This is a genomic window from Streptomyces sp. NBC_00370, from assembly GCF_036084755.1.
Lineage (GTDB): Bacteria > Actinomycetota > Actinomycetes > Streptomycetales > Streptomycetaceae > Streptomyces.
In genome coordinates, this window is record NZ_CP107968.1 from 1 (window position 1) to 23,927 (window position 23,927).

The 23,927-nt window shown below is 68.3% G+C and carries 17 protein-coding genes; 12 read left to right on the forward strand and 5 right to left on the reverse strand.

What is annotated here, in order from left to right:
* Positions 1-957: 957 nt before the first annotated feature.
* From OHS57_RS00005 to OHS57_RS00045, 9 genes are all read left to right on the forward strand, one after another.
* On the forward strand, positions 958-3,684 hold the full coding sequence (locus OHS57_RS00005) for a DEAD/DEAH box helicase (protein ID WP_328584977.1): 2,727 nt from the start codon (positions 958-960) through the stop codon (positions 3,682-3,684).
* A gap of 954 nt (positions 3,685-4,638) precedes the next feature.
* Positions 4,639-5,079 (forward strand): MarR family transcriptional regulator, encoded by a 441-nt coding sequence (locus tag OHS57_RS00010; RefSeq protein WP_328580423.1) that lies wholly within the window; start codon positions 4,639-4,641, stop codon positions 5,077-5,079.
* Positions 5,080-5,189: 110 nt separating this feature from the next.
* Positions 5,190-6,512, forward strand: a complete 1,323-nt coding sequence (locus OHS57_RS00015; RefSeq protein WP_328580424.1) for an MFS transporter — start codon at positions 5,190-5,192, stop codon at positions 6,510-6,512.
* Positions 6,509-7,069 carry an isochorismatase family protein gene (locus OHS57_RS00020; RefSeq protein ID WP_328580425.1) on the forward strand — a complete coding sequence of 187 codons (561 nt, stop codon included), beginning with the start codon at positions 6,509-6,511 and terminating at the stop codon, positions 7,067-7,069. Before OHS57_RS00015 ends, OHS57_RS00020 begins: the two co-directional genes overlap by 4 nt.
* 923 nt (positions 7,070-7,992) lie before the next feature.
* Entirely contained in the window at positions 7,993-8,649 is a 657-nt protein-coding gene (locus OHS57_RS00025) for a TetR/AcrR family transcriptional regulator (protein ID WP_328580426.1), read from the forward strand.
* Positions 8,650-8,746: 97 nt separating this feature from the next.
* Positions 8,747-10,276 carry a cation:proton antiporter gene (locus OHS57_RS00030; RefSeq protein WP_328580427.1) on the forward strand — a complete coding sequence of 510 codons (1,530 nt, stop codon included), beginning with the start codon at positions 8,747-8,749 and terminating at the stop codon, positions 10,274-10,276.
* A gap of 570 nt (positions 10,277-10,846) precedes the next feature.
* A complete protein-coding gene (locus OHS57_RS00035) occupies positions 10,847-12,322 on the forward strand; it encodes an MDR family MFS transporter (protein WP_328580428.1) in 1,476 nt (491 codons plus the stop codon).
* A gap of 137 nt (positions 12,323-12,459) precedes the next feature.
* Positions 12,460-13,395, forward strand: a complete 936-nt coding sequence (locus tag OHS57_RS00040; protein ID WP_328580429.1) for an alpha/beta hydrolase fold domain-containing protein — start codon at positions 12,460-12,462, stop codon at positions 13,393-13,395.
* 205 nt (positions 13,396-13,600) lie between these two features.
* The gene (locus OHS57_RS00045; protein WP_328580430.1) at positions 13,601-14,356 is read left to right on the forward strand and encodes an SDR family NAD(P)-dependent oxidoreductase; all 756 of its coding nucleotides are present in this window, start codon (positions 13,601-13,603) and stop codon (positions 14,354-14,356) included.
* A 53-nt stretch (positions 14,357-14,409) separates the two neighbouring features.
* Here the strand turns inward: OHS57_RS00045 and OHS57_RS00050 are convergent, their stop codons facing one another.
* The 5 genes from OHS57_RS00050 to OHS57_RS00070 all read right to left on the reverse strand — a co-directional run bounded on the left by OHS57_RS00050 (position 14,410) and on the right by OHS57_RS00070 (position 22,162).
* On the reverse strand, positions 14,410-16,065 hold the full coding sequence (locus OHS57_RS00050; protein WP_328580431.1) for an ABC-F family ATP-binding cassette domain-containing protein: 1,656 nt from the start codon (positions 16,063-16,065) through the stop codon (positions 14,410-14,412).
* Positions 16,066-16,145: 80 nt separating this feature from the next.
* On the reverse strand, positions 16,146-17,780 hold the full coding sequence (locus OHS57_RS00055; RefSeq protein ID WP_328580432.1) for an ABC-F family ATP-binding cassette domain-containing protein: 1,635 nt from the start codon (positions 17,778-17,780) through the stop codon (positions 16,146-16,148).
* Between the two features lie 1,381 nt (positions 17,781-19,161).
* Entirely contained in the window at positions 19,162-19,455 is a 294-nt protein-coding gene (locus OHS57_RS00060) for a hypothetical protein (RefSeq protein ID WP_328580433.1), read from the reverse strand.
* Positions 19,456-21,545: 2,090 nt separating this feature from the next.
* Complete coding sequence (locus OHS57_RS00065; protein ID WP_328580434.1) at positions 21,546-21,923, reverse strand: fic family toxin-antitoxin system, toxin component; 378 nt, start codon at positions 21,921-21,923, stop codon at positions 21,546-21,548.
* Positions 21,923-22,162 carry a hypothetical protein gene (locus OHS57_RS00070; RefSeq protein ID WP_328580435.1) on the reverse strand — a complete coding sequence of 80 codons (240 nt, stop codon included), beginning with the start codon at positions 22,160-22,162 and terminating at the stop codon, positions 21,923-21,925. The genes OHS57_RS00065 and OHS57_RS00070 overlap by 1 nt, the downstream gene beginning before the upstream one ends.
* A 179-nt stretch (positions 22,163-22,341) precedes the next feature.
* Here OHS57_RS00070 and OHS57_RS00075 point away from each other — a divergent pair, with 179 nt between their 5' ends.
* From OHS57_RS00075 to OHS57_RS00085, 3 genes are all read left to right on the forward strand, one after another.
* Positions 22,342-22,737, forward strand: coding sequence for a hypothetical protein (locus OHS57_RS00075; RefSeq protein ID WP_328580436.1), 396 nt, complete (start codon positions 22,342-22,344; stop codon positions 22,735-22,737).
* A 138-nt stretch (positions 22,738-22,875) separates the two neighbouring features.
* Entirely contained in the window at positions 22,876-23,259 is a 384-nt protein-coding gene (locus tag OHS57_RS00080; protein ID WP_328580437.1) for a hypothetical protein, read from the forward strand.
* A gap of 482 nt (positions 23,260-23,741) precedes the next feature.
* Entirely contained in the window at positions 23,742-23,921 is a 180-nt protein-coding gene (locus OHS57_RS00085) for an FxLD family lanthipeptide (protein WP_328580438.1), read from the forward strand.
* Positions 23,922-23,927: the final 6 nt, after the last annotated feature.

The window sequence follows — 23,927 nt, forward strand, 5'->3', positions numbered from 1 at the left end:
CACATCGCTGCGCGATGTGCAAGCGAACCCCCGCGCTGCGCGCGGGGGTTGCGCTCCCGCTCCGCGAGAGCGCTTACGGGTGGCTTCGCCACCCGCGCAACCCTGGTGCTGCGCACCACGGTTGACAGTCCGTTCGCTTCGCTCTCGGACTGGCGGGACTTCGTCCCGCTACCAGGCTTCCGCTTCGCTCCGGCCTGGTTGGGCGAGTCCGCTTCGCTCCCCCGCCTGACGGCCTTTCCGATTACGTCTCCAGGGTCTTGGGCCCCGCTGACGCGGGCCAGGCTGGCTAGGAGGGGAGGTTGCCTGGTCGTGTCAGTTTCGGCATCTTGCGTACACCGATCTGATGCACATGTATCATTGGCGAAAATGTGGGGCACCCTCACAATCGTCCCGGAGATGGTGCCACCCTGTCGCGGTGATACCATCTCCGAGTCCTTTACTTTTTCTTGGTCATACGAAAGAAAAGGTATACATCCAAAGCAAGCGAAATTACATCAAAACAAACTGGAATTGAACCAGAAACACCTACAATATTGAACACCAGTCCTACGACCGTGAAGATTGCGGCAGTAATTGCATAAGACTTGTCAAGCATTTATTTATTTCTCTCTCTCTAATAAATTCCATAATTCAAGCACCTCTTCTTGGGTTCTTGAGCTTGCGAGAGACTCGGTTGTCGCTCGCCCTTACTCTCATTATCTTAAGGTCCAGTTCAGGACGCTGTCAACACGCTCTGTAGCGGATAGAACGGCCTCTGTAGCAAATCGAAAAATGTTCTGGGGTGATCGACTGGGGGACACTTTGAAAGTCGTCTGAGATTTTCTGACGGCGTCCTTGCAGGTGCCTCTCGGTGGGGGCTACATGTAGTTTTGGCGAAACTCGTAACCACCCCAGGTCTCTCCTCAAATGCGCCGTCGTGGCAAGCAGGGGGAGTTTTCCGGCAGGAAGGAAACGGCGATGTTTAATACCGGGCACGACCGGATCACTCTTCGGCCACATCAACTGGACCAAAAGTCGAGCATTCGTAGGTGGACAGGATTCCCTGCAAGATCTACTGCGGGCTCCCGGGGCGCACGGGGCACGATTGTGTCCGCGACCGGGTCCGGTAAGACGATCACGGCTGCCGCCAGCGCACTGGAATGCTTCCCGAGCGGCCGGATCCTCGTGACGGTCCCGACTCTGGACCTGCTCGTACAAACAGCCCAGGTATGGCGGTGGGTGGGGCACCGCTCTCCCATGGCCGCTGTGTGCTCGCTGGAGAACGACACGGTCCTGAACGAGCTCGGAGTGCGCACCACTACCAACCCGATCCAGCTCGCACTGTGGGCAGGATCGGGACCAGTGGTCGTGTTCGCCACGTACGCCTCGCTCGTGGACCGCGAAGACCCCGATGCATCACTGGGTCAGCAGAGGGTTCGCGGGCCGCTGGAGACCGCCCTGGCGGGCGGGGAGCGGCTGTACGGGCAGCGGATGGCCGGCTTCGACCTCGCAGTCGTGGATGAGGCCCACGGAACCGCCGGTGATCTTGGGCGGCCGTGGGCAGCAATTCACGACAACACCCGCATCCCGGCGGACTTCCGGCTCTACCTCACCGCCACCCCACGCATCCTCGCCGCACCCCGGCCGCAGAGAGGCAAGGACGGCCAGCCGCTGGAGATCGCGACCATGGCCGACGACACGGAGGGCACGTACGGCGCATGGCTGGCCGAACTCGGCCTGAGCGAGGCGATCGAGCGCGAGATCCTCGCCGGGTTCGAGATCGACGTCCTGGAGATCCGCGACCCCTCCCCCGTTCTCGGGGAGTCGGAAGAGGCCCGGCGCGGCCGGCGCCTGGCGCTGTTGCAGACCGCACTCCTGGAGCACGCGGCCGCGCGGAACCTGAAAACAATCATGACGTTCCACCAGAGAGTTGAAGAGGCGGCCGCGTTCTCGGAGAAGCTGCCTCAGACGGCCGCGGAGCTGTACGTCACCGAGGCGTCCGACGACGACCTGACGAAAGCGGAGGCGCTCCCTGCGTCGTCGATCGACGCGGAACTGTACGAACTAGAAGCCGGCCGGCACGTGCCCCCGGAGCGGGTGTGGTCCGCGTGGCTGTGCGGCGACCACCTCGTGTCCGAACGCCGGGAGACGATCCGCCAGTTCGCCAACGGCATCGACGCCAACGGCAAGCGGGTGCACCGGGCGTTCCTCGCGTCGGTTCGAGTCCTGGGCGAGGGCGTCGACATCGTCGGCGAGCGAGGTGTGGAGGCCATCTGTTTCGCCGACACCCGTGGGTCCCAGGTGGAGATCGTGCAGAACATCGGCCGGGCGCTCCGGCCCAACCCGGACGGCACGCAGAAGACCGCCAGGATCATCGTGCCCGTCTTCCTCGAGCCCGACGAAGACCCCACCGACATGGTCGCCAGTGCCGCGTATGCACCCCTTGTAGCTGTATTGAACGGGCTGCGCAGTCATGATGAACGCCTTGTCGAGCAGCTCGCCTCCCGTGCCCTGTCCCGTAGCAGCCGGCAGCGCACGGCGCACCTGAAGCGGGACTCGGACGGACAGGTCGTCGGCGTCGCCGGGGAGGGCGACGGCGAGGACCAGGAGCAGGACGACACTCAGGCTGCTGCCGAGTCGGCGCTGCTGCACTTCTCCAGCCCCCGCGACGCGGCGACCATCGCGGCTTTTCTGCGCACCCGGGTCTACCGGCCGGAGTCTCTGGTGTGGCTGGAGGGCTACCAGGCACTCCTGCGCTGGCGTGCACAGAACGAGATCACCGGGCTTCACGCCGTCCCCTACGACACCGAGACCCAGGTCGGCGTGACGAAGAATTTCCCGCTCGGCAGATGGGTGCACACACAGCGCAAGGCGCTGCGGGCCGGGGAGCTCGAGGCGCGGCGCAAGGAACTGCTGGACGCCCCGGAAGCCGGCATGGTTTGGGAGCCGGGCGACGAAGCTTGGGAGAACAAACTGGCCGCGCTGCGGTCCTACCGGCGGGCCATGGGACACCTTGCCCCCCGTCAGGACGCCGTCTGGGGCGAGCGCGGGAGTGACGGTGGGAGTGAGAGCGCGGGTGAGGTGGGGGTACCGGTAGGGCAGCACCTGGCGAACCTCCGCCGCAAAGGCGGCCTCGGAAAGGACCCGGAGCGGGCAGCGGCGCGCGCGGAGCAGCTGGCGGCGATCGACCCGGACTGGTGCTGCCCCTGGCCGCTGGACTGGCAACGCCACTATCGGGTCCTCGCGGATCTGGTCGACGCCGACGGTGTCCTGCCGGCTATCGAGCCGGGCGTGCGCTTCGAGGGCGACGACCTCGGACGCTGGCTCGCCCGACAGGAAAAGCCGGGCACCTGGGCCCAGTTGTCGACCGAGCAGCAGGAACGACTGACCGGCCTGGGCGTGAGGCCCGCCCAGGCGCCGCCTCCCGCACCGACAGGCACCTCTGCTGCCAAAGGGTCGGGCAAGGGCCAGAGCAAGGCGCAGGCTGCGTTCCAGCGGGGTCTGGCAGCCCTTGCCCAGTGGGTCGAACGGGAGGGCAGGCGGCCCGTACCCCGCGGAACCGTCCTGGAGATCACGGTCGACGGCGAGACGGAACCGGTGCCCGTACGACTGGGCGTATTTCTGAGCAACGCCAAACAGAGACGGGACAAACTCACCGCCGAACAGCTCGCCGCCCTCGCCGAACTCGGCATGGACTGGGCGTGACGCTGCTCGCCGTTGGTCGTTGGACCTGGCGTCAGGCGAAGTGCATGACGCCCCGGACGACGGCGTCCGGGGCTCCGTGCTGCCGGCGCAAACGTGTGGCCCACTGGGCCACACTTTTCCCACCGCCCCGCTGCTGCCGGGGATCGGCGCCCGGCGACGGCGCGGCGGCCCCGCCGCCGCGCAACAACGCTGTGCGGCCCGGTTCCCGGCAGCGGTTCGCCCCGCCCACCCCGCCCTTCTCTTCCTCTACTCACACAGGTACATGGGCACAAGCGGCCGCAACGGGAATGTCAGCACCCCGACCACACCCAGAACACGTGCTGACCTCCGCGGACATCCAGAGAGCACGCAGCGGCGCGCAACTCCCAGCGCAACCCCTCGTGCAACTTCAAGCCGCAACACCTTGGCGCAACTTCCAGCGCAACCTCGTGCACAACAGGAAAGCCGCAGACGGTCTGCCTCTCGGCGACGCGAGAATCATGGCGGGCCGACGTCCTGGACAGCGGATGGCGGGGGGTGCGCGGCTTCGACCACGCCCCCGCCCCCCTGACCATGCCCCACCGTTTCGTCGCCGGCTCAGCGCGGCGGCTCGCCCCAGGGGAGCCCCAGCGGCGAGCGGCTTCGTTCCCCGGCCGCGCCCGCCAACCACATCCCTCCCTCTCCTCAACTCACAGAGGAAAAAAGCGGTCGCTACGGGGGAAGTCTGCGACCTCACCACAGAAAACCGTGTGGTGACCTGCGGGAATGCAGGACCGGCCGGTCGCGGGGTGCAACGCATGATGAAACCGGTGGTGCACCGCATGGTGCAACCCGCTGCCGCAGGTCGGCCAGGGGCCCGGGGCAGCCTCAGCTAGGGCATGTCTCCCCGATCAAGGCGGTCGAAGAGTGCACATGACTGTAGATCTAGTCAGCTAAAACTTGCAAGTTTTAGCTGACTAGATCTACAGTCATGACATGACTTCAGGGACTTCGCTGGACGCGGTCCGGGCCTCCAGTGAGTTGCGTAGCCTGGTCGGTCGTCTGCGGCGCCGGTTGCGTGAGTTGCGCTCGGCCGAGGACATCGCGCCCGGCCTGCTGTCGGTGATGCTGCGCCTGGAAAGGGAAGGCCCGACTACGGCGTCGGCCCTGGCGGCTGCGGAGAAGATCCGCACTCAGTCAATGGCGACGAAGCTGTCGGCGCTGGAGGAGCAGGGTCTGATCGAGCGTCGGCCGCATCCTACGGACGGGCGCCGTCGGGTCATCGATCTGACCGAGACGGGCCGCCAACAGGTTGAGGGGGACCGATCTGCGCGCCGCGAGTGGCTGGCCGAGGCCCTCCAGGACCGCTACAGCGACGAGGAGCGCACCCGCCTGCGCGAGGCATTCGCCCTCCTTGACCGCCTCTTCGAGGACTGAATACGCCCCTTCTTCAGGAAAGGAGGCGGCCCCTATACATGTCTGCCCCCGCCACCACTCCCCCCAGGGCTGATCAGGCTCGTTTCAACCGTCGTCTGTACGCGCCCCTGGTGCTCGGCTCAGTCCTGAATCCGATCACGTCGACGATGATCGCCGTGACGCTGGCGCCGATCGGCCGCTACTTCGGTGTCGGCCCATCAGCCACGGCCTGGCTGGTATCCGGCCTGTACCTGGCCACCTCGATCGGCCAGCCTGTCGTGGGCCGCCTGGTCGACACTTTCGGGGCTCGCCGCGTCTTCTTGATCGCGACCTCGCTCGCTGGCCTGGCCGGACTGCTGGGCGCATTCGCTCCGAACCTCGGCATGCTGATCGCCGTCCGCATCGTCCTGGGCCTGGCCACGTGCGCGGGCTATCCGGCCTCCATGCACCTGATCCGCTACGAGGCCGACCGCAAGGGCCTGGAAACCCCCGCCGCAGCACTTTCCGTGTTGTCCCTCGCGGGGCAGACCACCGTCGTGCTGGGCCCCACCATCGGTGGACTCCTGGTCGGCCTGGGCGGCTGGCGTGCGGTCTTCGCCATCAACGTCCCCCTGGCACTGGCCTGCCTCATCCTGGGCGCGCTCATCTTGCCCAAGGAGAACACCACCCGCAGCAGGGCGCTGGACCTCGATCTCGTCGGCATCGCCAGCTTCGCCGTCACCGTCGTGACCCTCCTGTGGTTCTTCGTCGAGCCCAGCACCAGTCGCGCCTACCTGCCGGCAGTTGCCGCCGTCGCCGCGACCGCGTTTACCCTCCGGGAGCTGCGCGCGCACGATCCGTTCATCGACGTGCGGCTGCTCCACGCCACCCCGGGCTTGTCACTCGTCTACGCCCGCGCGCTGATCTCCGGCATCTTCCAGTACTCGTTCCTGTACGGGTTCACCCAGTGGCTCCAGGAAGGCGCGCAGCTGTCCGCCTCCCACGCCGGGCTGCTGCTGATGCCCATGTCCGTCCTCGCCCTGGCACTGACGCTGCTCACCGGCAGGTCCCCACAGATCCGCGGCAAGCTCGCTGTCGGCGGCGTCACCCAACTGGTGGCCGCGGGGCTGATGCTGCTGTGCGGACCTGACAGCTCGATCTGGCTTCTCATCGTGGTCTCCCTCGCCGTCGGCATACCCAACGGCCTGATCAACCTCGCCAACCAGAACGCCCTTTACCAGACCGCACCCGCCGACCGCACCGCCAGCTCCGCCGGACTGCTGCGCACCTTCCTCTACTTCGGCGCCATCATCTCCTCCGCCGCCAACGGAGCCCTGCTCGGCGACAGGGCCTCCACCACCGGCATGCACGACATCGCCCTGGTCCTGTTGACATTGGCCGTCGTCTTCGCCGCGCTTACCTTGCTCGACCCCAACCTGCGAAAGCCCCACGCCCGAAAGGCCCCCACCGCATGAGCCTCACCACCCTCGATGCCCGCGCCGCCCTGGTCGTCATCGACCTCCAGCAGCTCGTCATGAGCATCGGCACCCAGCCCCATACGACCGGCGAAGTCCTGGCCCGCACCACACACGTAGCCGATGCCTTCCGCGCCCGCGAACTGCCCGTCATCCTCGTACGCACCACCGGCCAGCCCCACGGACGCACCGAGCACAACCGCAACCAAAACAGCCACGGCACCCCACCCGAAGGATGGGACACTCTGGACGCGGCCCTCACTGCGGATGCCCACCACCTCATCACCAAGCAGTCCTGGGACGCCTTCGCCGAGACCGGCCTACACACGCTCCTGCGCGATCTCGGCATCACCCAGCTCGTATTCACTGGCATAGCCACCACGATGGGCGTGGAATCAACCGCACGCACCGCCCACGCCCACGGCTACCACGTCAGCCTGATCACCGACGCCATGGCCGACCGCGACGCCGCCCACCATGACCACAGCCTCACCCACGTCTTCCCCCACCTGGGCGAAACCGGCACCACGGCCGAGCTCCTAGCCCAACTGCCCTGACCCGCCCCATCACCTGATCGTTTCCCTCCGCCGAGCTGTCCGCGCCGTGAGAGCGGGCACGCCGATACCCGCTCATGAAACGCATACATCACTCACCACCAGCGCCGCCGCCCCACTCACCCTGGCGGACACCACAGGCCCTCCCACGAGCAGCTGCGCCAGGAAATCGGCGGTGAAATGGCGGGCCGCCGCGATCATCCCGGGTTCCCCATCGAGAGCTAGGCCCGCCTGATGCACAGGGACAGGATGAAGGTCGGGCACTGTCCCTCGGGCTCCTCCACCGGCATCTGCTCCACGAATCCTGTCCGCCCCCTGGACCCCCGGTCAGTACGGGACAGCGTGCGAACAGCTACTCGCATACCCATCCCCACCGCCCCCAGGCCCCGCCACCCCTTGGCGGAACATCCGCCTCCGTCCCACCCCACCATGCCAGCTCCGGGCTCTGCGCCACAGGTCACCCGATTGACGCGGGTGGCGCCTCGGCTCCTCGCGCTGCGCGTCCAGGAGGTCTTGAGGGATGTCGTTCGTCGCCACACCCGGATAGTATGTCTGTTCGAATATGGGCTTGGCCTACTCGCCGGGCAGGTGCCCGTGCTTGGTCGCGTAGGCGTCGGTTATGCCCTCCACCCGCCGCGACGATCCGCTCGCGGCGAGTGGGCGACCAGCTGATCAGCTCGGAGTTGACGCCGGCTATCTCCCTCCTCTTGTCCCCCAGCACCCTGGTAGTCGACCAGTTCCCGCCCACGCGGGGAAGGTCTCGACATGGCCGTGCGGTGCTCGACGGCGCAGGATTCGCTCTCACCCGTCCCTGGTGTGCCACGACTGCGCAGGCTCGTCCGCGGTCTCGGGTTGCTATGTAGGATTCTCCCGACTATAAATCGTAAGTAAGTTGCTTTTTGCCTCGCTTGCAATAAGGTATTGGTATGCAGCACGCAACCACTCCCCCGCAGGTCGGTCTGCGTGAGCGGAAGAAGCGGCTCACGCGACAGGCGATCCTCGACGCGTCTGAACGACTGTTCGAGGAGCGCGGATTCGACGGTGTGACCGTGGCCCAGATCGCAGATGCGGCCAACGTGTCGGTCAAGACCCTCTTCACGTATTTCGACTCCAAAGAAGATCTTGTCTTCGCGGACGAGCATCTGCTGCGCGACGCGCTCATCGACGCGATCCGCGTGCGGCTGCCCGGCCAGTCGGCCCTGGCGGCCGTACGTGACTTCCTCCAGGATCTCGCCCGACAGGACGGCGGCTCGGGGCTGGAGGGCTACCACCAGGCCGTCGGGCGGGTCGCGTCGCTCCACGCCCGCCTGCTCCTACTCTTCGAGCGGTACGAGATCGCGCTGGCCCCGGTCCTCGCGGAGGAGACCGGCGTGGCACCGGGCGACCCGCGGGCACGGCTCGCAGCCACGCAGCTCATCGGCCTGCTGCGTCTGATCACCTCACCCGAGATCCTCGAACGCGTGAAGGCGAGTCCTGAAGCCGAACGCACCGACACACTAATCCGCTGGATCGGCGAAGCCGCCGAGCATCTCGGCCAGGGTCTTGCCGACTACGCGATACGCCCAGAGCCCACGGGAGACTGAGTACCCCGCCGCCGCCCGCTGCCGCGACCCGGACCGCTCATCCCCGGGTCAACCACAAAGGTCCTTGATGAGTGGCATTGACATCGTTCTGCTGGCCATGGGCGCCCTCCTGGTGATGTCGAGCGTCACCCGGGGACGCGACTTCCAAGCCAACCTCGTGGTCGTGGCGGTGGCCGGCGGCGCCTCGTTCCTGCCCGGCATTCCCGAGGTCGACCTGGCGCCTGAACTGATCCTGGGCCTGGTCGTGCCGCCGCTGCTGTACTCGGCGTCCGTCAGGTTTTCCTTCTTCACCTTTGTCCGCAACCTGCGTCCGATCCTGGGACTGGGAGTCGGTCTCGTGGCCGTCACTACGCTCGTCGCGGGCGTCACCGCCTCGTGGCTGCTCCCCTCCCTGGGCCTTGCGTCCGCCTTGGTCCTCGCAGCCGTCGTTTCCCCGCCCGACACGGTCACGGCCGTCGCCCACGGGCGCGCGATGGGGCTGCCCCGACGGGTGATCGACATCCTCACCGGTGAGAGCCTGATCAATGACGCTGCTTCCCTGGCGGTCCTGGCGAGCGCCGTCGCTGCGGTGGGGCACGACGAGACTTTCATCAGTAATCCCGTCCTGCTCTTCGGCTACGCGGTCGTGGCGGGAGTCTCCACCGGCATCCTGCTCGGCCTGGCTATGAGCTGGATCAGAGCCCGACTGTTGGACTCGACCCTGTCTGCGGCCTTTGGGGTCACCCTGCCGTTCGCCGCTTACGCAGCGGCCGAGCAGTTCCACGCTTCCGGCGTTCTGGCCGTCGTCTTCGCCGGCTTCACAGTCAGCGCCCGCACCGACTACGCGCTCCGCAACTCCGGAACCAACATCGCCCATCATGTGCGCTTGCTGGAGCACGACGTCTGGCCGGTGTTGGACACGCTGCTGGAAGCCCTCGTCTTCGGATACATCGGGTTCCGGCTGCGTTTCACCTTGGAGGACCTGGATCATTCGGGTCAGTCCATGTCCAGCGTTGCCGTGCTCGGCCTGGCGCTGCTGTTCGTCGTCATCGCCGTACGTCTGGTCTGGGTGTCGCTGCTCTTCGCACGCTGGGCGCTGGAAGTACGCGTACAGCGAATCGGCCGGGACATCACCGGCCATCTCTTTCCGCGCATGCGCGGTCGGCGGCACCGGCAGAAACGGGAGCCCCTCCAAAGCACTGAGGCCCTCGGTGCCCGGGAGACCCTGCTCGTAGGCTGGACGGGCATGAGAGGGATCGTCACTCTCGCGGCAGCGTCCGGCATTCCGCTCACCACGCACGACGGAAGCCCGTTCCCCCACCGGGCCGTGATCCAGTTCGTCGCGTTCATCGTCGTCACGGGGACGCTTCTGCTCCAGGGCTCCACCTTGCGCGTGATGACGCGGCTCCTCCGCATCGACACCACGGCGGACGAGCGGCAGGAGGCCGAGGCCGTCGACCGGGCGCTGGCCATCGCGCACGCCGCGGACACGGCGGCCGGCCCACGCCGCGATCTCGACGCCCAGCGCTCGAGCCTCGTGGATGCGATAGCAAAAGGGCACGCGGACGGTCAGGCGGTGCGCACGGTCATGAGGCGGATCGATCTCGAAGAAGCCCTCAGGGAGACGTCGGAAGGCCCCGCCCATTGAGGAGGGGGCGCCCCGTCCGGTTGCGTCGCACCTCTTTGCCCCGTACGAACGGCGGCGCAGGTGAGACTCACGCGTCGCACCCCTCCCCCAGGTGCCGCACTGTCCGCGCTGGGCAAGCCTTCGCCTGCGGCCTCCCCCGTGCCGCAACCCCCCGGCCGTACAGGGCGTTGTGCCGCCCACCGATCCGGCTGATCCGGAGACCGCGACTGCGAGCGCGGACGCCAGCCTCCTCGCCCCGCCCACACCGGTGGACCGGGCATCCGCTCTTGCGCCGCATCGGCGGAAGGCACCTCCGTACGAGCACCGCGGAACGGCATCGCCGTCGAAGGGGCCTCGCGCACGCTAAGCCGCCGCGCCTGCGGCTCAGCAGTCAGCTCAACCGGCACCCTCTCCTCACTTCCCAGTCGGTGGACCGCTCCCGGGTACGCAGCAGTCGGCCGGCCGGTGGCGCCGACAGGAACAGATCCGAACGCGACCCTAAAAAGCGCATCACGCACCTCTGCACTTGACTCGATAAAGTGACTGACTTACCTTTGCGAGTAACTTACTACTCATTCCAGGAGGTGGGTCATGTCCCTCAGGACTGCTCCCAAGGACGCCGATGGCACCCGGACCAGGACCGGCAAGGCCGGCCGCGGTGTGCTGCTGCTGATGGTTCCGCTGATGCTGGTCCTCTTCATCTCGAACCTGGACCAGACGATCGTGGCGACCGCGCTGCCCAGCATCGGCCGGGACCTGCACAACCTGTCGGGCTCCTCGTGGATCGTCACCGCCTATCTGCTGACCAGCGCGATCACCACGCTGATCTTCGGCAAGCTCGGCGACATGTACGGCCGCAAGAAAATCTTCCAGTTCTCCATCGCGGTGTTCCTCATCGGCTCACTGCTGTGCGGCGCCGCCGGGAACCTGACCTTGCTGATCTTCTTCCGCGCGCTGCAGGGCATCGGTGGCGGCGGCCTCAACTCGCTGGTCATGGCGATCACCGGCGACCTGGTGCCGGCACGGCAGCGCGCCAAGTACCAGGCCGTGACGGGCATGGTCGCCACCCTGGCCCTGATCGCCGGCCCCCTGCTCGGCGGCCTCTTCTCCGACGCCCTGTCGTGGCGATGGATCTTCTACATCAACCTGCCGATCGGGGTGGCCGCGTTCGCCGCGGTCGCCGCCAAGCTCCACCTGCCCCGGCCCCGGTCCACCGGCCGCGTCGACATCGTGGGCGGCCTTCTCGCCGCTGTCTTCACCACCGCTGTGCTGCTCTTCACCAACTGGGGTGGCAGCCAGTACGCATGGGGCTCGCCGACGATCATCGGCCTGATCGCGCTGAGCGTGGTGTCCCTGGCCGTGTACGTGCTCGTCGAGCGCCGGGCCGCCGAGCCCATCACGCCGCTGCACCTCTTCCGCTCCAGCGTCTTCAACCTCGCCTCGGCGCAGTTCCTCATCGCCACGCTGGTGCTCTTCGTCGGCATGCTCTACGTGCCCATGTTCCTGCAGTCCGTCCAGCACCGGTCCGCCTTCACCGCCGGCCTGTTCGTGATCCCGCTGCTCGTGGGCCTCGTCATCGCAGCCATGGTCTCCGGCCCCGCCATCTCCAAGACCGGGCGCTACAAGATCTACCCCGTCATCGGAGCCGTACTGACCGGCGTCGCGATGTGGTTCATCAGCGGAGCCGACCAGAACACCGGCGCACTGGCTCTGATCGTCCCGCTGTTCTTCGCCGGCGCCGGCATCGGCCTCTTCGTCCAGGTGTCCCTGCTCGCCGGCCAGAACGCCGTCGACTACAAGTACCTCGGCGTCGCCACCGGCGCGCTGAACTTCTTCAAAAGCATCGGCGGAGCCTTCGGCGGAGCGCTCTTCGGCGCGATCCTCACCGCCCAGCTCAGCCACGGCACCGGCCTCGCCCATACGGTCCACGCCTTCCACACCGTCTTCCTGTGGACCGTCCCCTTCATGGCACTGGCCTTCGTCCTCTCCATCGCGATGCACGAGAAGCCGCTGTCCGAAGAGATGGTCCAAGTCGCCGAAGGCACGATCGAGGCCCCCGAGTACTAGAGGCCGTATCCGCGAGGCCGCGCCCGGCCCTCCGGGCGGGAGAAACGACCTTGCGGACGCCCCCCGGCACCGACGCCCCGCCCTCAGCCCTCCGGGACCACCCGTCGGCGCCATCCGCTCACGAAGGAGAACCGCCCATGCCCACCGTCCCGGTCACACCCGGCGCCCGAGCCGGAGCCCGCCTGCTCCGGACAGCCTTCCCGCTGTTCGGAGCCGCACCGAGGGAAATCCAGGCCCTCGCGCCCGCGGGCGGCGCACCCACTCAGATCCAGGTCCCCAGCCGGCACGGCTCCGTAACGTGCCTGGTCTACCGGCCCCCCACCGCGGACCAGCTCGTCCCGCCACCGGTGTACGTGCACTTCCACGGCGGCGCGTTCATCGTGCGCGCACCGGAGCAGGACGACCACGTGTGCCGCTTCGTCGCCGACGCCGCGCATGCCGTCGTGGTCAGCGTCAACTACGACACGGCGCCCGCCGTCCGGTATCCGGTCGCCGAACACCAGGCCTACGACATCGCGGAGTGGATTCGCCTGCACGGCAAGGACTTCGGCTGGGACAGCGCACGCCTGGCCGTCGGGGGCCTGAGCGCCGGCTCGAAACTCGCCGTCAACATCTGCCAGCAGGCCCGGGATGCGGGCACTCCCCTGCCGGTGGCCCTGGTCAGCGGTTACGGCGCCACCGACATGACCCTGCCTCCCGGCCACCGCACCTCGCCGGCCAAGCACCCGGCCGTGGCCCCCTGGCTCATCCGGCTCATGTACAACACCTACTTCGCCGATCCGGCCGCCCGACGCGAACCACTGGCCTCTCCCGCCCTTGACGACGACCTGGCCGGCTTTCCCCCGACCCTCGTCATGACGGGCACGCTCGACGCGATGGCCCCGGAGAGCGACTGCTTCGCCCGGCGATTGGCCGCCAGTGGAGTCGCCGTCACCCACGAGAGCTTCCCCGAGAGCGACCACGGATTCACCCACGGCAAACCGGCCGACGTGGCACGGCGCTCCCTGGAGCTGATCGCTGCCCACCTCCGTACCGCCTACGCCGCCGCACCCCCGAGGCCGGACTCCGACTGACGCCCTGCGGCGCGCACAGCAACTGCCCGACACGAGCGGCGGATCCACCCGTGCCAAGAGAAACAAGGCCTGATCGATGCGACCCGCATCATCGGCGGCGGCGGTAGCGCCGAATCCGTTTTCGCCGGCCGGCCTTCGTGCGGGGCCGCCGAGCGCCCTCCACCACAGCCAATCATCCATCCGCGACACCAGTAGGAGGCTCCTCATGAACGAGCAGCGCAAACTCGACGGCAAGGTCGCTCTCATCACCGGCGGCAGCAGCGGCATCGGCCTCGCGACCGCCCACCTCTTCCACCGGCACGGTGCCCAGCTCGTCCTGGCTGCCCGCGACAGCGCAAAACTCCAGCGGGCGGCGGCCGCTCTGCCCGGCGCCCTGACGGTGACCGCTGACCTGTCCACACTCAACGGCATCGACCGCCTCGTGCAGGCGGTCGAGGACCGGCACGGCTACCTCGACGTGGTCTTCGCCAACGCCGGCGCCGCGCACACTCCCGAGCTACGCGAGACCGACGAGAAAGCCTTCGACCAGTACATCAACACGAACGTCAAGAGCACCTTCTTCACCGTCGCCAGGTTCCTGGATCTGCTCCACGACAACGCCTCGGTCGTTCTCACCTCATCCGCCGCCCACAGCCGCGGCACCCTCGGCGACCCCCTCTACACCCTGACCAAGGCGGCCGTGACCAGCATGGCCCGCACCTTCGCGGCGGACCCCGACCTCCTCGCCCGCGGTATCCGCGTCAACTCCCTCAGCCCCGGGCCCATCCGCACCCCGCTGACGACGATGGCTGATCCCGCCATGGCCCAAGCCATGGAGGACTACGTCACCGCCACCGTGCCGATGCGCCGTATGGGCACCGCCGACGAAGCCGCCCGCGCCGCCCTCTACCTCGCCGGTCCCGACTCCGCCTACACAACCGGCTCCGACCTGCCCGTCGACGGCGGCCTCGCCCAGATCTGATGCCGCTGCGCTAAGTGCCTGGGTGTTGCAGCCGTTGTTGTCCGCATCGACCGTCAGCGAGTTCGGACGTTGCTCGTCCGCCGGCCCGGCTCAGAATCCAGTCGTACTTCTCGGCCCTGCCACCGCCGGCGCAGCCAGCGGTCGTGGCTGGCGACCACAATGGCGCCTGGTCCGGTGCCGAGCGCTTCTTCCAGTTCGTCGCACAGGCGGGGGGAGAGGTGGTTCGTGGGCTCGTCGAGCAACAGCACGTGGGGCGGGTGGGCCACCAGGAGCGACAGCGCCAAGCGGCGCCGCTGCCCCACGGACAACTGGCCGACCGGCTTGTCCAGGTCCGTCTCCTGCATCAGGCCGAGCGAAGCCAGCGGCACGCTCTGCGCCCGCGCCTGCCCGAGCGACAGTTCGTAGGTGTCGCGAACCGTACGCCCCGGCCGTTCGAACACCGTGTCCTGGGTGAGGAGCCCCACCGTCAGGAACCGCCGCATGTACACCTCGCCCTCGGCGGGGAGCCGTCCGGCGAGGACGGCGAGCAGCGTCGATTTGCCAGCCCCGTTGCCGCCGGTGACCAAGAGCCGATCGGCCGCCATCACATTGAGGCTGTCCAGCGCCAACCGGCCCGGCACCCGTACGTTTCGCAGTCCCACCAGCGGTTCTGTGCTTTCCTCGGCTCCCCTCGCGAGGTCCCCGGCGACGAATCGCAGGGGGCGAGGCGGCTCGGCGACCCGGGTGCGCTCCAGCTCCTCCAACCGCCGGACAGCGTTGCGCACCCGGCGGGAGACCGTCTGCTGCACTCGGCCGGCACGGTGGCCGTACCCCATCTTCTCGTTGTCGACGCGGCCCCGGTCCGGGGCCACCCGGTGGGCGGACACTCCTGCCGACTCGCGCAGTTTTTCAAGTTCCTCCTGCTCCTCGGCGTACCGCCGCTCCCAGCGCTGCCGCTCGGCGTGCTTCGCGGACAGGTACGCGCTGTAGTTGCCGCCGTAGCGGACAGGTCCGTCCAATGCCGGGTCGAGGTCGATCAGGTCGGTGCTGACGGCGTCGAGAAACGCCCGGTCGTGGCTCGCGAGCACCACGGTGCCGGGCAGTGACCGGACCTGCCCCTCAAGAAAGGCGGCGGCCTCGTCGTCGAGGTGGTTGGTCGGCTCGTCCAGGAGCAGCGCGAAGGGCCGCCGGACCAGCAGCGCGGCCAGGGCCAGCCGGCCGCGCTGCCCCCCGGACAGCGAGCCGAGGCGCCGGTCGTGGCCGAAGGCGCCGAGGCCGAGGCCGTCCAGGACAAGCGCGGCACGGCGGTCGGCGTCCCATGACTCCCGGTCCTGGGCTCGTTCGAGACATCTGCCGTAGGAATCGAGGAGTTCCTGGTGGCCGGGGTCGTCCTCGGGGACGCCGGCCAACTCCTCGCCGAGCCGGTCCAGCTCGGCGAGATCCTCACGTGTCTCGCGCAGCGCCTCGTCCAGTACGGCGGCGAGGGTCAAGTTCGCGTCGAACGCCATTTCCTGGTGGAGGAAGCCGAGCTCGCGGGGGCGGGTGACGCTTCCCGCGTCGGGTTCGTCCAAGCCTGCGAGCAACCGCAGGAGGGTGGACTTGCCGACGCCGTTCTCCCCGATCAGGCCGATGCGGTGACCCGGGGATGCGGTGAGCGAGACGCCGTCGATGACGCGACGTCCGCCGAGGACGCGGACAAGGTCGTGGGCGAGCAGAGCGGGCTGGGGCACGGGATACCGTCCTGGCCTAATCGGTGGTGGGCCCGCCGGGCGCATGGCCTCGTGCGCGGGCCAGGTCACACGTCGGCGGTTCACTCCGCCGGCGCGGCCGTCTCCTTCAGTACTCCTTCAGCCAGCCGCAGCCACCGGCCGATCCCGATCTCGGCGAGGAACCGCTCGTCGTGGCTGACCACCATGAAAGCGCCTTGGTAGGAGTTGAGCGCGCTCTCCAACTGGCCGGCGCTGACCAGGTCGAGGTTGTTGGTGGGCTCATCGAGCAGCAGCAGATGCGGAGCCGGCTCCCCGCACAGCACGCAGGCGAGAGTGGCGCGCAGCCGCTCGCCGCCGGAAAGCACACCCACCGGCAGATGGGCCCGCGCGCCCCGGAAGAGGAACCGGGCAAGCAGGTTCATCCGCTCCGCCTCGGGCCGCTCGGGCGCGAACGCGGCGAAGTTCTCCGCCACCGTGCAGTCCAGATGCAGCAGGTCCAGACGCTGCGAGAGGTACGCGATCCTCCCCTCATTGCGCGTGATCTCCCCGCTGCTGGGAGCGAGTTCGCCGCTGACCAGCCGCATCAGGGTGGACTTGCCGGCGCCGTTGGGCCCGGTCAGCGCGATGCGCTCGGGGCCCCGGATGCTCAGGTCGACGCCGCCGGGCGCGAACACGTCCTTGCCCCCGAGGCGGACCTGCATGCCCTCACCGAAAACCAGGTTGCGGCCGCCGGGCACCTGAGTGTCGGGCAGCTCCAGCGTGAGCCGAAGCTCCTCGCGCATGGCCCGGCCCGCTTCGTCGAGACGGGCCTTGGCATCAGTGACCCGGGAGGCGTGCACCGTGCCCGACCTGCCTGCGGCCTCCTGCGCGCCGCGCTTCATGGTGCCGGCGAAAATCTTGGGTAGCCCTGCGTTCTTCAAGTTCTTGGCCGCATTGCTCGCGCGCCGCTCGGCGCGCTCGCGGGCCTGCTGCAACTCGCGCTTTTCCCGCTTCAGTTCCTGCTCGGCGTTGCGGACGTTCTTCTCGGCGACCTCCTGCTCGGCGCGGACGGCCTCCTCGTACTCGGTGAAGTTACCGCCGTGCAGGCGCAGTTCGTCGCTGCCGAGTTCGGCGATGCGCCCCATGCGGTCAAGCAGCGCACGGTCGTGGCTGACCAGGAGCAGACAGCCATTGAAGTCCGACAGTACGTCGTAGAGCCTGTGGCGGGCCTGGACGTCGAGGTTGTTGGTCGGCTCGTCGAGCAGGAGGACGTCGGGGAGCTTGAGCAACTGGGCAGCCAGGCCCAGGGAGACCACCTGGCCGCCGCTGAGCGTGCCCAGGTTGCGGTCCAGGGCGAGGTCCGCCAGGCCCAGGCGCTCGAGCTGAGCGCGGGTGCGCTCCTCGATGTCCCAGTCCTCACCGATGGTCACGAAATGCTTCTCGTCGACATCGCCGGACTCCACCGCGTCGATGGCCCGGATGATCGCGGCGACGCCGAGCACCTCGGCGACGGTGAGGTCGCTGGTCAAGGGCAGGGTCTGCGGGAGGTAACCGAGTGTGCCGTTCACCGACACCGAGCCAGTGGCGGGCTTCAGCTCACCGGCGATCAGCTTGAGCAGGGTGCTCTTGCCCGAGCCGTTGGGCGCGACCAGACCCGTACGGCCGGGCAGCATGGAGAAGGACAGCTCGTGGAAAACGGAGGTGTCGTCGGGCCAGGCGAAAGAGACATTCGAGCAGACGAGAGCGGCGTCAGACATAGGAGTGACCTCAAAGGTACTGAGAACAGAGCGAGAGACCTCTGCCTCGGGCAGACGTGGAAAAGGGGGTACGACGAAGCCGACCACCTCAGCAACGCTTCCAAGCGCCAGCCGGTGGCCGTCAGATCCGGGTCTCACCCGGAGATGTCGTCGTCACCCACCACGTCTATGACTCCTCACGATACGTTCTCCGTCGCCCCCCAGCTTAGCAAGGCTTTCTCACCTCAATACGGCCTAACCTGTCGGTGCACGCCTCCACCTGTGGGCACAGCCAGGACCTTAACGTCCCGCGCTGGAAATACCCGGGCGCCGGGGCAGCACGATGAACCCCGGGGTGTTCTTCGGACGAACCCCGCCCCCGGCTGGAGCGGCGACAAGAAGCTCTACAGCGACCACTACCGGCCCGAATTCCCCGACAGCCCCCGCTACACCGAGGAACCGAAGGCGGAGATCGCGCGATTTTGGGAGCGGCTGATCGAGCTGTCCGTGACGGTGAGGGGCATAGCTGACCTCCACGTCAGGCCCCGAGACTCATCAGGCTATGGCGCCACCGCCGGCACGGCGAGAGCGGCAGGCGGTGGCCGGAAATATCCAGTGCGCGCGGTGCTGCAGCGAACCCGGGCCCCTCAGTTCCCTCAGGTGACTATTCGGTGCGGAGCGTCCTACTGGGCGCAGCCGCCCACGCAGAGGGTGGTGAACTGGGTGGTACCGGTGGACTCTGCAGCGGAAGCGCCGGGCATGAACCCAACCGTGAGCGCGGCGGCAGCCAGCAGGCCAGCGGACACACGAACGATAGTACGCATGAGCATTTCCCCCGGGTGATGAGATCGGACAACTCGGTCAGCACAGCTCTCAACGACTCTAGGTACAAACCAGCCCGCGAGAAACGGAGTTGAGGAACACGGCGTGTACTCCCCCCGGCACCTCGTTCCATGGCGCCGCCCTTCCAGAAGCTCCGCGCCGTGCACCGCCGGTGCGCACGGCGATGCGGTGGTGCGCGCATCAGGAGGGGCGGCGCGCGCACCCCGGTGCGGTGACTGCGCACCTGGGTGCGCATCCCGGGTCAGACACCGAAGTCTCGAATGCGCACGTTCTGCCCGGGTCATCCCTGCCGGTGCGCACGGTCGTCGGTGCGCACCGGCACCCCCTACCTGCGCACTCCTGGTGCGGACCCTTGGCCGGGGCTGGGCTGGCGTTGCTGGGGATCCGTCGGTGCGCCGGGTGGGCTCTGCTGCCCGCGCGCCGCGACGCGCGTCGGCTTCCTTCGCGAAAGCGGCCAACCGGGCAAGGCTCTCCGGGAGCGCATCCACGTCGCGGGATCCGTCGCCCTGTCCTCCCCCGCGCCACGTACCACGGCATCGTCCGAGGCTTCTGCGGCGCTCTACGCGGCGGGCGCATCCCTTTGCCCCGGCACCACATCTTGGCCCTGGCCGTGGTCGGACTCTTGGTCGGGGTGGTGACGGCTGTGGTCGGGCCCGTGGTCGGACTCATGGTCGGGGTGGTGACGGCTGTGGTCGGCCCCGTGGTCGGACTCATGGTCGGGATCGTCGACGGTGTCGGGCACGGTCACCGCTGCGCGGACCGTGCGGATCGCGTCCCGGACGGCGCGGCACGCGACCCGGGCCCGCTCGTACGCGGTCGACGCCCGCGGCGGCTTCCCGTCACTGCCGGCCACCCAACACCGGGCGGGCCGGGCGAAGTCGGCGGTGTGACGGATCTGATCCGGACCCGACGGCCGCCGTCGTCTCGGTCAGCGACCAGTCCCACGAAGTGCGGGCGTCGCTGGTCCCGACTCGCTACGCGCTCAGCCGGTCGAGTATCCGGCACAGTACTGGCGCCGCTGCACGAGCGCCCCACCCTGGTCAGGCAGAGGAAGTGCGGCCGGGCCCGCAGATGACCAACCGCCTCCGATTCGGAGGCTTCACGCTGGTCGCCGGGTACCCATGCGGCACGATGAGCGGCTTCGGCTACACGTCCTCTGCACACCCGAGTACTGGTAGGGCCCCGACCTACTGTTGGACACCCCCGGTCCCGCTCGTGCCGACGGTGTCCGCCTCATGGGACTGTGCGAACTCGCCGTCAGGCCGTCCAGGCAGTCGCAGGACATCGGCTCACGCCTGGCCGCCGAACTGCTCGGGGCCATCCCGGACACGTGGCACTCGCTGCGCAGTCTCCGTAGCAGAGGCCCCACGAATGGCTCCCCGTCCGCTCCCGGGGCCCCGTGCCCTGCGCAGCCGGCACACCGGCCATACGGTGGTGCGCAGATTACAAGGTGCGGTGCACGCACCCTGATGCAACCGGATGCACACACCCGGTATGGGAGCTGCGCATCGATTGCGCATCCCAGGTCAGACGCCCGCATCCCGACTGCGCACAGGCCGCCGGAGTCACGCCAGCACGATGCGCACTGCCCGTCGGTGCGCACTGCCCGTCGGTGCGCACTGACAATCCCTCCCTGCGCATCGATTGCGCATCCCAGGTCAGCCGCCCATATCCCGACTGCGCACAGGCCGGAGTCACGCCAGCACGATGCGCAACGGTCATCGATCGACGCGCAGTCTCTTCCCGCGAGACCCCCTGGCCGCCCATTGGCCGGGGCGGGCTGCCGGTACTGAGCGGTCGGTACGCAGAATGCGGCCTTGCCCACGTACGCAAAGACACGACACCCCCGCGCGCCTGCCTTCTCAGCCAGAACAGCCAGCCGGACCGAGCTCCGCCGTGAACCACACACATCCGCGATTCCGTCCTCCCGGCACCCTCGCTCCACGACACCGCCCAAGACATCATCCGCAGCACCTTGACCGGTCACCACTCCACGGTCGGGGCGGTGACGGCCATGGTCGGACTCGCGGTCGGGCCGCAATGGTCGGCCCCGGGCACCGCCGTCGCGACGCGGACAGTACACACCACGCCCCTGAGAACGAAACCCCCGACCGACGAACGCAGCTACGCGAGGATCCCATCCCCATCCCACGCCCAGATGACCCGCCAGCCATCGCACCGGGGCCGGTTCAACCTCACCCGCGCGGAGAGAACGCTCCGGCGTCCAGCAGCGAGTTCTCACTCACCGGTTCACCTCCGCCGGTCGAACGCTCCTGACCGAACCCGCAGGAGGCGCCGTCGAGCGAGCCGCGAAGAAGCAGATGAAGGCCAGGAATCGGCGTGCCGATCCGAAGAACCCGGCGTCGCGCCCGGCGGCCGACACGAAGAGTGGGTCAGCGACTGCGTTCCGAGGGGTTGTGCGGCCCGACAGGTTCCGGTCATCCGCGGAGATGAATGAACCGTGCGGCAGACGACTGCGCTTGTGTGCCGCCCTCGTGGCGTGGGCATGGGGAGGCAAAACCCAACCCGGCTCGGCAACGGCCCGCCAGCAGCGGGGTGACTGGTGGGCATGATGCCGCGCGTGGAATGCCCGTTCTGTCACCGGCTCATCGCCGCGGGTCCGGTTGCCGGACGGCTGGGCATGGGGCGGGTTTTTCGACATGACGAGCCAGGGATGCGCCGGGAGCACCCCGGCTCTTTGGTGTCCTGCCCCTGATCGTTGGACCTCGTGCCGCTGCACGCGCCCGGCAGATCGGCCTGTTCGGCGAGGACCAGGAGCACGGGGACCAAGACGACCCGTTCCTCTTCTAGTCCAGCCCGTCAGCAGGATTGACCGGGGCGGCGTGCCTCGGCTTCCTTCGAGAGCGGCCAACCGGGCAAGGCCGACCAACAACACGCTCTCCCTGCAACCGGCCTGGCCAGTAGGTGAGCCCGGCTGGGAGATCAGGTGGGCCTAGGCCAGTCGCGCAGCAGGGCGGCGATCCTCGCTGCGGTGCAGGCGGGGTCTCGCAGCAGGTCGCGCAGGGCGATGGCGTCCTCCTTAGCGGGCTTGACGGGGATCCCGGCAGCCTCCAGATACATCACGCCCGTTGCAGCGGCCACGGCCAAGTTGGAGCGCTCCAGCCACCGGCAGCGGCCGAGGATGTGAATCAGGGCGGCAGCGCAGGCGTAGGGGCCGCCGTAAATGGGCTGATCCAGCAACTCGGCCCGGTGAGCGGCGACGGCAGCCACCGGAACCCCATAGTCGTCGGGGGCGGGATCAGCCGCCCCCGCGATCTCCGCGACCTGCAAGATCCAGGGAACATCAATGTGCAGGTCCATCAGGCGGCGTGCGCTCCGGGGGGGCGGCAGTCAACGTCTTCGGCTTCGTCGAAGACGTTCTGGTGCTCGGCGAGGAACCGCTCTGCGGCGGCCAAGCCCCGCTGCCGTAGCCCTTCGCTGTCTTCGTGCACGAGGACAGCGATGTATTCGCCGAGGCTCAGGCCGCGGTCCCTGGCCCGGGCCTCCGCCAGTTGCTTGATCTCGCTGTCGACGCGCGCGCCTAGCTGTGTCTTCGCCATACCCTCATGATAACAGGCGTTACCAGGCGTGGGGCCGGGAAGCGACGCGGGCGGCGCGCGGACTGAATGAGCAGCCCCCGTTCGGCGGTGCCGGCCGTCCGCCCCGCCGCTGAGCAAGGACGGCAACCACGACTCTGCGACCCGCGTCATGCGGGAGCAGCCGTTCACCCTGACGCAGGTTGGCGCCATCGAGGGTCCGTCCCTGCGAGCGCGGGGAGCAGCGCGATGCGCGGAGGGCGTTCGGCCCCACCAACGCCTTCCTGCACGCCGTCTCGGCGGAAATGCTCGACGGCAACGCCGTGGAGGCGCTGCGCGTAGCGGACAAGGTCGAGACCGCTCGGCTTCCGTCGAGGGAGCGGCAGTTCACGTTCGCGTTGTCGGTTGCCCAGTGTTACAGCCTGCGCCGTGAGGACGCGGCGGTGCTGATCCACCTCCTGGAACTCGAGGAGTTCGCGCCGGAGGACCTTCAGCGCAGTCCGCTCGCCCGCACGCTGGTCGTGTCCTTGGTGGAACGAGGACGCCCCACCTACCGGCGTCAGGCAACCGAGCTGGCCGAACGGCTCCATCTTCTGTGACCCCGGCTGGTTCAACCAGCCTGGCGGCCCTCACACCGATACCCGTACTGGGGGACCACCCGGTCTCTCAGTCCGGGTCCTGACCTCTGTGCAGCCGTACTGTCCTCGCATCTACCCGGCACACGGAAGAGGCGGACCATGGACAGGCCCCACCACGCGCCGGCCGGCCACACCCGAATCGCAGCCGCCGGCCTCGAATGGGACGCGGTCAAAATCCCACGATTCGTCGGCCTGCAGGTCCTGCACGCCCTGCCGAAACCCGGCGCCGTCATGGTCGAGCCCACCGACCGGGCCCTGTACTTCCTTGTCCCCCCAGGCAGCACCGCACACTGGACCTGCCCGCAGTCCTCACCACTCAGCGAGAGCACCTTCGTCATCCTCCCCCCGCACAGCAAACAGTCCCCGCCCGGACCGTACTGGCTCATCACCCCCAACTCCGGCCACCTGCACACCGACACCCGCGTACTGGCCGCCGCGCTCATGAACGCAGTCAACGACCACGCCGACCGTCCCCCTACCTGAACAGCCGGACCCGGCCATCTCGTGCGTTTCGCGAACGCGGTTCTCACCTTGCTCGACCTCATGGGAGAGGCGGCGGAGGCATGAGGCGCCCCTACTCCACGAACGTCGGGCCGCACTCGTCGCCCCGATGCCCTGCCGCCTGGTGCCGGCAGGCGACGGCTCCGCACCTCGACGGGGAGCCGAAGCGCACCAGCGCCGGACGGCAGCGCCTGCAGGAGCGTGTTCGAGCCGCCGTCACTGCGCTGAGGCGACGGCGGGCGCCCGCCGCCATACACCGCAGAACCGACCTCGACGAGGGCGCTTAGGAGGCCGGTCGACCGAGGTCCCGGCACCACGAGCCGTACAACGCCCAGCCTGTCTAACCGGACTGGGGAATCGTAGAGAACGAGCTGAGAGGGGTGGCTGCCTATGGTCCGCCCCGGAATGTCTCGGCCGCCAGCAACACCAAGCAGGTAACACCTCAGCCATCTGGAGGTACGGCCGTGACTCCCAGGGTGACCGAACAGCTCGCGAGCACCACCGTAGCCAAGGCCCGGCAGGACCCGTTCGACCTCGACATCACCATCATCGAGTCCGGCGGGATGCTCGTAACGAGCATCGCGTCCGATGGCGGCTGCGGGTCTACGTGCGGCGGCAACACCTGCATATCCAACGGCTCCTGACCACAC